The sequence below is a fragment of the Streptomyces sp. NPDC023838 genome (assembly GCF_040639555.1).
GTDB lineage: Bacteria > Actinomycetota > Actinomycetes > Streptomycetales > Streptomycetaceae > Streptomyces.
Map to the genome: position 1 here is coordinate 20438 of NZ_JBFAAD010000057.1, position 11297 is coordinate 31734.

Consider the following 11297-nt stretch of genomic DNA (forward strand, 5'->3'; position numbering starts at 1 on the left):
AAGGCGCGAAGGCGCCGGGCCGCGCGGCACGCCCCGCAGCCCGGCGCCCTCCCGCTCCCCGCCCCGCGGCCCCTCTCGTCCCCGCTCCCCGCGCCGCCGCACGCGACGTGGGCCGCGTGCCGGTGGGCAGCGGCTCGTCGGCCGGGCGGGGCGTCGAGCGGGGGCGTCCGCGGCTACCCATGGGCGCCGCCCGGTGCGGGCACGCGCGCGAAGGCGCCGGATCCGCCGACGCCCGACCAGCGGCCGAACGGCCAGCCGATCCAGTCGGCGCGCCCCACCACGTGGTCCACGGGCACCATGCCGCCGCCCGGGGAGCCCAGGTGGTCGCGGGAGTCGCTGGAGCGCGAGCGGTGGTCGCCCAGGACGAACAGGGTGCCGTCGGGCACCACGATGTCGAACGGCGCCTTGGAAGGGGCGTCGCCCGGGTGCACGTACTCCTCGGTCACCGGTGTCCCGTTCACCTGGACCCTCCCCCCCTTGTCGCAGCAGACGACCCGGTCTCCGCCGACGCCGACGACCCGTTTCACGTACACGTTCCCGGACGGCTCGGTCAGTCCCAGGGCCGCAACGGCTGAACGAAGGGCCCTGCCCACCGGGTTCCCCTCGGGCGCCTCGTCCGTGAAGGAGCCCCGGCCGTCGAAGACGACGACGTCACCGCGGGCCGGCTGGCTGCCGAAACGGTACGCCAGCTTGTTGACCAGGACCCGGTCGCCCACCTTCAGGGTGGGTTCCATGGAGCCGCTGGGGATCAGGAAGGGCTGGACGACGAAGTGGCTGAGCAGCAGCAGGAAGAGCAGGCACGCCGCCAGCAGGGCCGCGGCCTTGCGCCAGGGCCCTTCCAGGCGGCCGGAGAGGGCGGGAAAACGCGCGGAGCGCGACCCCCGCTCCGGCCCCGGCTGAGGGGTGGAGGGGAGGTCGCGCTCCGTGTGCTGTGCTTCGGTGTCCATCGGGGGCAGAGCCTATCCGCCCGTCCTGTGGAACCGTGCGCGCGTGTGGTGGGCCGCAGCTCACCGCCGAGCCTGAGCTCAGTTGTCGCGCTTCTCCTTGATCTTCGCGGCCTTGCCGCGGAGCTCGCGCAGGTAGTACAGCTTCGCGCGGCGGACGTCACCGCGGGTGACGAGCTCGATCTTCTCGAAGATCGGGGAGTTCACCGGGAAGGTGCGCTCGACGCCGACGGAGAAGGAGACCTTGCGGACCGTGAAGGTCTCGGAGACGCCGGCGCCCTGGCGGCGGATGACAACGCCCTTGAACTGCTGGATACGGGAGCGGTTGCCCTCGATCACGCGGACGTGGACGTTGACGGTGTCACCCGGGCGGAAGGCCGGGACGTCGCTGCGGAGCGCCGCGGCGTTGACGGAGTCGAGCAGGCTGGCCATGTTCTTCTGCTTCCTCGCCGATGCCACAGGTCATCAGCGGAATGTCGTGATGGGGTTCAGGGTGCCGTTCGCGCCGGACCGCCGTGGGGCGACTCCCGCCTGGGCGGGGAACGCATTGCCCTTCCCCCTGTGGCAGGGGCATGGGCCGGGCGTACAGCAGCGGCTTATTCTTCCACGTCCTGCGGCCTGCGCCAAAATCGGCCGTCGGGCTCCGGTGCCCAGCCGAGGATGGACAGCACCTCGCGGTCCTTCTTGTCGAAGGCCGCGGGGTCACAGCGTTCGATCAGATCGGGCCGGTTCCGGGCGGTGCGGCGCAGCGCCTCGTCCCGCCGCCAGCGGGCGATCTTGCCGTGGTGCCCGCTGAGCAGGACGTCCGGGATGCCGCGGCCGCGCCACTCCGTGGGCTTGGTGTACACCGGCCCTTCGAGGAGGTTGGCCATGGCGCCGGGGGCGAAGGAGTCGTCGCGGTGGGACTCGGCGTTGCCGAGGACGCCGGGCAGCAGCCGGGCCACGGCCTCGGTGATCACCAGGACGGCGGCCTCCCCGCCGGCGAGGACGTAGTCGCCGATGGACACCTCGTACACCGGTATCCGCGTGGCGTACTCGTCCATGACGCGCCGGTCGATGCCCTCGTAGCGCGCGGGCGTGAAGATCAGCCACGGCTTCTGGGAGAGCTCGACGGCGAGTTCCTGGGTGAAGGGCCGTCCGCTGGGCGTGGGCACGACCATGACGGGGCCGTGCCCCCCCGCCTCGTACCCGTCGGCCAGTGCGTCGTCGAGGCAGGCGCCCCAGGGGTCGGTCTTCATGACCATGCCGGGGCCGCCGCCGTAGGGGGTGTCGTCGACCGTGTTGTGCCGGTCGTAGGTCCACTCCCGCAAGTCGTGTACGTGGACGTCCAGTTGCCCACGCGCGCGTGCCTTGCCGACGAGGGAGACGTTCAGCGGCTCCAGGTACTCCGGGAAGATCGTGACGACGTCGAGGCGCATCAGTTCTCGCCCCGGCCGGCCTCGGCGCCGCTCTCGTCGTCGTCCCGGGCGGAGGCGATCTCGGCGCGGTCGTCGATCAGGCCGGGCGGCGGGTCGATGACGGCCCGCTGCTCATCCAGGTCGATCTCAGTGACGATCTCGGTGACGAACGGGATCATGACCTCGGTGCCGTCGGGCCGCTCGACGATGAACAGGTCCTGGGACGGCAGGTGCGAGATCTCGGTGATCCGGCCGACCTCGGTGCCGTCGGTGAGGACCACGTCGAGGTCGATGAGCTGGTGGTCGTAGTACTCGTCGTCCTCGTCGGGGCGCTCGTCCGGGTCCACGTCGGCGATGAGCAGCGTGTTGCGCAGGGCCTCGGCGGCGGTCCGGTCGCGTACGCCCTCGAAGCGCAGCAGCAGACGGCCGCTGTGGACGCGGCCGGTCTCGATGGTGAGCGGCCCGGTGGAGGCCGGGTCGGTGGCCAGTACGGCGCCGGGGGCGAGCCGCAGCTCCGGCTCGTCGGTGCGCACCTCGACGGTGACCTCGCCCTTGATGCCGTGGGCGCGGCCGATCCGCGCGACTACCAGCTGCACGTCGTTCAACTTTCCTGTCGGGTGCCTACGGCTTCTCGGTGGCTTCTCGATGTCCACGGCTACGGCTTCGCAGACGACTGCGGGCCGGGGTGGGCGCTGTGGCCCTCCCCGGCCCGAGCCGGCGCATCTGGTAAAACAACCAACTTTGTCAGTGGACCTGGTCCACGTCGACGAGGTCGACGCGGATCCCACGACCACCGATGGCGCCCACGACGGTACGCAGGGCGCGGGCGGTGCGGCCGTTGCGGCCGATCACCTTGCCGAGGTCTTCGGGGTGGACCCGGACCTCCAGCACGCGCCCCCGGCGCAGGGTGCGCGAGGCCACCTGCACGTCGTCGGGGTTGTCGACGATGCCCTTCACGAGGTGCTCAAGAGCCTCCTCGAGCATGCTCAGGCCTCGGTCGACTCGGCGGCGTCGGCCGCAGCCTCGTCCGCCTTCTTGTCAGCCTTCTTGGCCTTGGGGGTGATGGCCTCACCCTTGGCGTCGTCGCCCTCGAGAGCCTTGGCGAACTCGTCGAAGGAGCGGCGCTTGCTCTCCTTCGTCTCCGGCTGCAGCAGCGGCGCGGGGGCCGGGAGGCCCTTGTGCGCCTGCCAGTCACCGGTCAGCTTCAGGATGGCGAGCACAGCCTCGGTGGGCTGGGCGCCGACCGACAGCCAGTACTGCGCACGCTCGGCGTTGACCTCGATGCGCGACGGGTTGTACGTCGGGTGGTAGATACCGATCTCTTCGATCGCGCGACCGTCACGGCGGGTGCGGGCGTCGGCGACGACGATGCGGTAGTGCGGCTGGCGAATCTTGCCGAGGCGCTTGAGCTTGATCTTGACTGCCACTGGAGTGGTGTCTCCTGGTCTTGACGTGGTTGGGCACAACGGGATGCCACGTGGGGTTGCGGTACTCGGGGTGCCCGATGGACGCGTCAGCCGGAGGCGAGAGGGTTCCTGTGCGGCTGTCGAGTACAGCTAGCCATTGTGCCACATGCCCGGCGCCGGGCACGCCGGGGGCCCGTGGGGCACCCCCGGGCGGCGCACCGGCGGGTATGTCCGCCTCCTGGCCCGCGCCGCCCCCGTCCGGCGACCGGCCCGGGATCAGCTCGCGGCGGCCACGACCTCGGGGATACGGAAGGGCTTGCCGCAGCCGCCGCAGACGATCGGCGCCTGGGCGAGCACGGACGGGACGACGCGCACGTTGCGGCCACAGTCGCAGACGGCCTTGACGCGGACGCCGCCGCCGGAGGAGCCGTGCCGTGCGGCCGGGCCCCGGAAGGAGCGCTTGGTGTCGGCGGCGGTGGCCACGGTGTGTGCCTTGAGGGCCCGCTGGAGCCGTTCGATCGTCGGCCGGTAGCGGCGCCTCGCCTCGGGGTTCAGCGCGACCAGCGAGAAGCCGCTGCTGGGGTGCGGCTCCTCGGGATGGTCGAGGCCGAGCTCCTCGGCGATGGCCAGGAATCTGCGGTTGTGGTACCGCCCGGCCCGGGATGTGTCGCGGACACCCCGGGCGGCGGCAATGCCGTGGACTGCCTCGTGGAGCAGTCGCTCGAAGGAGAGCTCGGCGCCGCAGGCGGACGAGGACTCTCCGATCAGGGACTCGGGCGCGGCAAGGTCAGGCAGCTCGGGGTGGTACCGCTGAATGTCGGCCCACGCCTGCGCCAGCTCTGCGGCGAGAACAGGTGGTGTCGTGCTCACGTCGTGACAACGAGCCGGAGTGCCCCGGTGTTCCTATTCCGGGGCATCCCAAATAATTTGCACGTACCCGTCAGTTGCCGTTGATGCGTCCGGACGAGGGCGGGTGCGCTGATCTGCGGAGAAGCCTCACAGCTCGCACCAAGGTAGTACGTAGCGGCGCGTACGCCCCGGCGCGTAGATGATGTCCACGCGCCGGGGTTCCAGACTTCAGCCGGTGCGCAAGAGGCGTTTTCGGCCGACCGGAACAGGCCGCGGCTCGCTCAGTAGGAGCGGGCGACGATGGCGACGGTACCGGGCGCGTCGTCGGCGTCGGGGACCGACCCGTCCTCGGCGACCAGACACCGTACGGACACGGCCTGTTCGGCGAGCTTGGCCTCGCCCTCGGCGCCGAGGGTGGCCCACGGGATGCGCGCCCAGCCGCCGGCGGTGGCCGCCTCGGCGGCCTCCTCGATGGTGGTGACCTCGCTCGTGCGGGACTCGCGGCGCTCGCGGGACTCGCGCAGCAGCTGCGCCTGGTCCTCTTCGAGGATCTTGGGCAGCAGTTCGCCGAGCGCGTCGATCGAGACGGGCTCCTTGCCGCCGGGGATGCGGCGGGCGAGCATCGCGGTGCCGGCCTCCAGGTCGCGCGGGCCGATCTCGACGCGGACCGGTACGCCCTTGAGCTCCCAGTCCACCGCGCGGCGGCCGAAGGGGGTGTCCACCCGGTCGTCGACCTGGACGCGGATGCCCAGCGCCTTGAGCCGGTCGCCGAGTTCGCGGACCTTGGCGACGGCCTCGTCGCCCTTGATCGCCATGACGACGACCTGGACGGAGGCGAGCCGCGGCGGCACCCGCAGGCCGTTGTCGTCGCCGTGCGACATGATCAGACCGCCGACCATGCGGGTGGAGACACCCCACGAGGTCTGCCAGACCAGCTCCTGCTTGCCGTCCTTGGACAGGTACTGGGTGTTGAAGGCCTTGGCGAAGTTGGTGCCCAGCTCGTGGCTGGTGCCCATCTGGAGGGCCTTGCCGTCGCCCATCATGCCTTCGAGCGTGAGGGTGTTGATGGCGCCGGCGAACCGCTCCTTGGGCGTCTTGCGGCCCAGGACCACGTCGATGCCCAGCACGTTGATCATGAAGTCCGCGTAGACGTCCTTGTGGATGCGCGCCGCGTAGTCGCGGGCGTCCTCGTAGGAAGCGTGCGCGGTGTGGCCCTCCTGCCAGAGGAACTCACTCGTACGGAGGAACACCCGCGGACGCATCTCCCAACGGACCACGTTGGCCCACTGGTTGATGAGCAAGGGCAGGTCGCGGTAGCTCTGCACCCACTTCGAGAAGTAGTCGTTGATGATCGTCTCGGAGGTGGGACGCACCACGACGGGCTCTTCGAGCTCCTTACCGCCACCGTGGGTGACCACCGCGAGCTCGGGCGCGAAGCCCTCGACGTGCTCGGCCTCGCGTGTCAGGTAAGACTGGGGGATGAACAGCGGGAAGTACGCGTTCTGGGCGCCCGCGTCCTTGATGCGTGCGTCCATCTCCTGCTGCATCCGCTCCCACAGGCCGTAGCCGTACGGTCGGATCACCATGGTGCCGCGCACCGGACCGTTGTCCGCGAGCTCGGCCTTGTTGATCAGATCCTGGTACCAGCGGGGGAAGTCTTCCGCCTGGGGCGTGAGAACGGGTGCCTTTGCCATGGCGCGAATGGTACGGGCCCGGCGGCTCCGAACGTGAATCGCCCTCCCTCTGGACGCGATGGCGGATGCGGAGTTCCCTGGCATACGGGGGGAGTGCGACCGCACGTGCACGGGGGCTTCCATCAGCGCATGCTGACCTCTTCTGCGGATTGGGGCGCTTTCCATGACACCTACGCTCGTCCGGCACCAGTCCCCCTCGGCCTCCGCCGCGCCCGCGCAGGCGTGTGCACGCGCGCGTGACTGGGCGGAGATCCAGGAGCGGATGCTGGTACCGCTCTACGAAGCGGTGTACGAGCGGCTGGAGGTGGGATCCGGCACCCGGCTGCTCGGTCTGGGCTGCGGCTCCGGGCTCGCCCTGTTGATGGCGGCCTCGCGCGGCGCGCGCGTGACGGGTGTCGACACCCGTCCGGAGCGGCTGGCGCTGGCGCGTGAGCGGCTGCTGCCGGAGGGGATGTGGGGGCGCGCCGTGGACCACGGCGACGCCCGGGTCCTGGAGGGCGCTCCGGGCGACGCGGCCGCTCCGTCCGGGGCCCGCTATGGCCTGGTGACCGCCTTCGAGCCGGTCGGCTGCGCGGCGGGCGACGCGGAGGGCCTCGTCCCGGCCCTGGAGGCCGCGGTGGGGCTCGCCGAGCGCGGCGGCGCGGTGGTGCTGGCCGGCTGGGGTCCGCCGGAGCGCTGTGCCACCTCTGGCGTGCTGCGGGTCGCGGCCCGGCTCGCCGACGCGCCCCGCTGGCGGCCGAGCCTGCGCGACGACCTGGAGGACCTGGCTTCGCGGGCGGGTCTGCGGCCCGACGGTTCGGGCCGGGTGGCCTGCCCGTTCGGTTACGCGGACACGGACAGCGCGGTGCGCGGGCTGCTCTCGACGGGCCTGTTCGACGCGGCGGCCAGGGCCACCGACCAGGTCCAGGTCGAGAAGGAGCTGACGGAGGCGCTGCATCCGCATCTGCGCCGGGACGGCACGGTGTGGATGCCGAACGTCTTCCGCTATCTGATCGCGCGTACGCCGTAGGGCTTCGGGGCCCCGGACTCCTCTGACTACGCGCGCGTAGGGGCTCACGGCCCCCGGGCCCCGCTCAGGAATCCGTCTTCGCCAGGCGCGGGATGCCCGCCGCGCGGTACGCGGCCTCCTCCTGCAGCGTCTCGTTCTGGAGCAGCGCCTCGGCGAGGGCGTCGAGCTTGGGGCGGTGCTCGCGCAGCAGGCGGCACGCCTCGGCGTAGCACTCGTCGACGATGCGGCGCATCTCGGTGGCGATGGCGTCCAGGGTCTCGGGGGCCGCGGCGAGCCCGTACGCCTGCTGGGCGTCGCTGGGCAGGGCGGCGAGGGGGCCGATCTTCTTGCTCATGCCCCAGCGGGCCACCATGCCGCGGGCCAGGTTGGTGACCTGTTCGAGGTCGTTCTCGGCGCCGGTAGTGACGACGTCGAAGACGATGTGCTCGGCCGCCATGCCGCCGAGCGCTCCGATGATGCGGCCGCGCAGATAGTCCTCGGTGTACGCGTACTTGTCGGCGTCCGGGGTGGACAGCGTCACGCCGAGCGCACGCCCCCGGGGCACGATGGTGATCTTGCGTACCGGGTCGGCGCCGGGCTGGAGCATGCCGAGCAGGGCGTGGCCGCTCTCGTGGTAGGCGGTGCGGCGGCGCTCCTCCTGCGGCATCACCAGCGGCCGCTCGGCGCCGAGCTGGACCTTCTCCAGGGCGTCGGAGAGGTCCGACTGCGTGACCTCGCTCTGGCGGCGCTTGACGGCGAGCAGGGCCGCCTCGTTGGCCAGGTTGGCGAGTTCGGCGCCGGTCATGCCGGGGGTGGTGCGGGCCAGCTGGGCGAGGTCGACGTCGTGGGCCATCGGGATCTCGCGGGTGTGGATCTTCAGGATGGACTCGCGGCCGCCCCGGTCCGGCGGGCTGACCTGCACGATCCGGTCGAACCTGCCGGGCCGGGTGAGCGCCGGGTCCAGGACGTCGGCCCGGTTGGTGGCGGCGATGACGACGACGCCCTCGGATCCGGAGAAGCCGTCCATCTCGGTGAGGATCTGGTTCAGCGTCTGCTCGCGCTCGTCGTGCCCGCCCATCCCGGCGCCGCCGCCGCGCGCCCGGCCGATGGTGTCGATCTCGTCGATGAAGATGATGGAGGGGGCCACTTTCCGTGCCTCGGCGAAGAGTTCGCGTACCCGCGAGGCGCCCACGCCCACGATCATCTCGATGAACTCGGAGGCGGACGCGGAGAAGAACGGCACTCCCGCCTCGCCCGCCACGGCCCGCGCGAGCAGGGTCTTGCCGGTGCCGGGTGGGCCCGCGAGCAGCACGCCGCCGGGCATCCGGGCGCCCATCTTCCGGTACGCGGCGGGGTTCTTGAGGAAGTCCACGACGTCGTTGAGCTCGCCCTCGACCTCGTCGATGCCCGCCACGTCCTCGAACGTGGTCCGCTTGTCCTCGGTCAGCTCCACCGGCTTGGGCGGCGCCTTGCGCCCCAGCATCCCGCCGCCGAGACGGGCGCTCATCCGGCGCGCGATGAACAGCCACAGGACGACCAGCAGGAGCATCGGAGCCAAGGAGATCAGCAGGTTGGCCAGGAAGCTGCGGTGCTCGACGACCGGCTGGGCGGTGACCGTGACCTTCTGCTTGGTCAGCTGCGCCCACAGGTCGTCGTCGGCGAAGGTGGGCCGCTGGGTGGTGAACTTGGTGTACTTGTCGCTGCCGCCGGGCTCCGTCTGGGAGCTCTTGAGCTGCCCCTGAATGGCGTCGCCCTTGGCGTAGATCTTCTCCACGTTCCCGGCGGCGACCTGCTTGCTGAACTCGGTGTACGACAGCGTCGGCTCGTTGCCCTCGTCGAAGAACGACAGGATCAGATTGGTGATCAGGTAGACGACGAGCGCGGCGAGGATCAGGCTGCCCCAGCCCCCGGGCATCTTCCGCTTCGGCGGGGGCGGCGGAGGCGCGCCCTCGGAGCGCCACGGCTGGTCGGTGCGATCTCGTGGGGGTACGGGATTGGGCACGCTGCTCTCCTCTTGCCTGTACGGCGATTATCGGAGAGCGGTCGGAGCGGGGCATTCCGGGTGAGCCGATGGGGCCGCCGGGGGCGGCTCGGGGCACGGGAAGGGCCCGCGGCCTGTACGGCTCGCGGGCCCTTCCCACGTACGTACTACGTACGTAGACGTACGGAGGCGGTCCTCCGGGTCAGCCCATGAACTTCTTGAACGCGTCCGGCAGTTCGAAGTCCTGGGGGACCTGCGCGGCGGCGGGCAGGCCCGCGGGGCCCTGCTCGCGGCGCTCGGCGGCGGCCTGCTCCTCGGCCTTGCGCTTCATCGGGTTGCCGCTCTTGCGCTTGCCCTTGGCCTGCTTCTGCTGCTTCTTCTGGCGGCCGGGGCCGCCACCCATGCCCGGCATCCCCGGCATGCCGGGCATCCCGCCGCCCTGGGCCATCCGCGACATCATCTTGCGGGCGTCGAAGAACCGCTCGACGAGGTTCTTGACCGCGCTGACCTCGACGCCGGAGCCCTTGGCGATACGGGCGCGGCGCGAGCCGTTGATGATCGTCGGGTCGTGGCGCTCGCCCGGGGTCATCGACTTGATGATCGCGGCGGTACGGTCCACGTCGCGCTCGTCGATGTTGTTGATCTGGTCCTTGATCTGCCCCATGCCGGGGAGCATCCCGAGGAGCTTGGAGATGGAGCCCATCTTGCGGACCTGCTCCATCTGCGCCAGGAAGTCGTCGAGCGTGAAGTCCTGGCCCTTCTTGGACGCCAGCTTGGAGGCCATCTTCTCGGCCTCTTCTTGGCTGAACGTCTTCTCCGCCTGCTCGATCAGAGTGAGCAGGTCACCCATGTCGAGGATGCGCGAGGCCATGCGGTCCGGGTGGAACGCGTCGAAGTCCTCGAGCTTCTCGCCGTTGGAGGCGAACATGATCTGCTTGCCGGTGACGTGCGCGATGGAGAGCGCGGCGCCGCCGCGGGCGTCGCCGTCGAGCTTGGAGAGCACCACGCCGTCGAAGCCGACGCCGTCGCGGAAGGCCTCGGCGGTATTGACCGCGTCCTGGCCGATCATGGCGTCGACGACGAAGAGGATCTCGTCGGGCTTCACGGCATCGCGGATGTCCGCGGCCTGCCGCATCATCTCCTGGTCGATGCCGAGGCGGCCGGCGGTGTCGACGACGACCACGTCGTACTGCTTCGACCGGGCGTACGCGATGGAGTCCTGGGCGACCTTGACCGGGTCCCCGACGCCGTTGCCGGGCTCGGGCGCGTAGACGGCGACGCCCGCGCGCTCGGCGACCACGGAGAGCTGGTTCACGGCGTTCGGCCGCTGGAGGTCACAGGCGACGAGCAGGGGCGAGTGGCCCTGGCCCTTGAGCCACTGGCCGAGCTTTCCGGCGAGGGTGGTCTTACCGGCGCCCTGGAGACCGGCCAGCATGATGACCGTCGGGGCGGTCTTGGCGAACCGCAGCCGCCGGGTCTCGCCACCGAGGATGGTGACGAGCTCCTCGTTGACGATCTTGACGACCTGCTGGGCGGGGTTGAGCGCCTGGGAGACCTCTGCGCCGGACGCGCGCTCCTTGACCTGCTTGATGAAGGCGCGGACGACGGGCAGGGCGACGTCGGCCTCGAGCAGGGCGATACGGATCTCGCGCGCCGTGGCGTCGATGTCCGCCTCGGACAGGCGGCCCTTGCCCCGGAGGTTCTTGAATGTCGCGCTGAGGCGGTCGGAGAGGGTGTCGAACACGGTGGTCGCGGATCCTCGGCTCGTAGGGCGGTCGGGTGAACGCCCCCCAGGGTATCCCGGCGGGCGATTCCCCACCCCGCCCCTTCCCTGAACCCTCCGGGGGTGGGTGGGTGGTGGAGGCTCGTTCCCGGGGGCTGCGCCCCCGGACCCCGCTGCGGGGCCTGCGGCCCCTGCACCCCGCTTCCCGTTCGGCTGCGGGTCCGTCGTGGCTGGTCGCGGGGTGGGCCCGGCCCCCCGGGGGGGGGGGGGGGCGCCGCGGCGGAACCCCCACCCGCCCCCCCCACCAAACAACCC

General features: G+C 71.2%; 11 protein-coding genes. 1 reads left to right on the plus strand and 10 read right to left on the minus strand.

Annotated features, from left to right (window positions below):
• Positions 1-173: 173 nt before the first annotated feature.
• The 8 genes from lepB to proS all read right to left on the minus strand — a co-directional run bounded on the left by lepB (position 174) and on the right by proS (position 6290).
• Positions 174-947 (minus strand): signal peptidase I, encoded by a 774-nt coding sequence (gene lepB / locus AB0G17_RS35725; protein WP_361391896.1) that lies wholly within the window; start codon positions 945-947, stop codon positions 174-176.
• A gap of 78 nt (positions 948-1025) precedes the next feature.
• Positions 1026-1376: a 50S ribosomal protein L19 gene (gene rplS / locus AB0G17_RS35730; protein ID WP_361391899.1), complete on the minus strand. Its 351-nt coding sequence runs from the start codon at positions 1374-1376 to the stop codon at positions 1026-1028.
• A gap of 164 nt (positions 1377-1540) precedes the next feature.
• Positions 1541-2362 carry a tRNA (guanosine(37)-N1)-methyltransferase TrmD gene (gene trmD / locus AB0G17_RS35735; RefSeq protein WP_361391902.1) on the minus strand — a complete coding sequence of 274 codons (822 nt, stop codon included), beginning with the start codon at positions 2360-2362 and terminating at the stop codon, positions 1541-1543.
• Complete coding sequence (gene rimM, locus AB0G17_RS35740; RefSeq protein ID WP_361391905.1) at positions 2362-2937, minus strand: ribosome maturation factor RimM; 576 nt, start codon at positions 2935-2937, stop codon at positions 2362-2364. The genes trmD and rimM overlap by 1 nt, the downstream gene beginning before the upstream one ends.
• Positions 2938-3085: 148 nt before the next feature.
• Positions 3086-3325: an RNA-binding protein gene (locus AB0G17_RS35745; protein WP_361391908.1), complete on the minus strand. Its 240-nt coding sequence runs from the start codon at positions 3323-3325 to the stop codon at positions 3086-3088.
• A gap of 2 nt (positions 3326-3327) precedes the next feature.
• Entirely contained in the window at positions 3328-3768 is a 441-nt protein-coding gene (gene rpsP / locus AB0G17_RS35750; protein ID WP_266984282.1) for a 30S ribosomal protein S16, read from the minus strand.
• Positions 3769-4023: 255 nt separating this feature from the next.
• Positions 4024-4617 carry a hypothetical protein gene (locus tag AB0G17_RS35755; RefSeq protein WP_101390352.1) on the minus strand — a complete coding sequence of 198 codons (594 nt, stop codon included), beginning with the start codon at positions 4615-4617 and terminating at the stop codon, positions 4024-4026.
• Between the two features lie 260 nt (positions 4618-4877).
• Entirely contained in the window at positions 4878-6290 is a 1413-nt protein-coding gene (gene proS, locus AB0G17_RS35760) for a proline--tRNA ligase (RefSeq protein ID WP_361391911.1), read from the minus strand.
• A gap of 163 nt (positions 6291-6453) precedes the next feature.
• Between proS and AB0G17_RS35765 the strand changes: the two genes are divergently transcribed.
• Positions 6454-7299 carry a methyltransferase domain-containing protein gene (locus AB0G17_RS35765; RefSeq protein WP_361391913.1) on the plus strand — a complete coding sequence of 282 codons (846 nt, stop codon included), beginning with the start codon at positions 6454-6456 and terminating at the stop codon, positions 7297-7299.
• 64 nt (positions 7300-7363) lie between these two features.
• Here the strand turns inward: AB0G17_RS35765 and ftsH are convergent, their stop codons facing one another.
• Both ftsH and ffh read right to left on the minus strand, forming a co-directional pair.
• Positions 7364-9280 (minus strand): ATP-dependent zinc metalloprotease FtsH, encoded by a 1917-nt coding sequence (ftsH, locus tag AB0G17_RS35770; RefSeq protein ID WP_361391916.1) that lies wholly within the window; start codon positions 9278-9280, stop codon positions 7364-7366.
• Between the two features lie 181 nt (positions 9281-9461).
• Positions 9462-11003, minus strand: a complete 1542-nt coding sequence (ffh, locus tag AB0G17_RS35775; RefSeq protein ID WP_361391919.1) for a signal recognition particle protein — start codon at positions 11001-11003, stop codon at positions 9462-9464.
• Positions 11004-11297 lie beyond the last annotated feature (294 nt).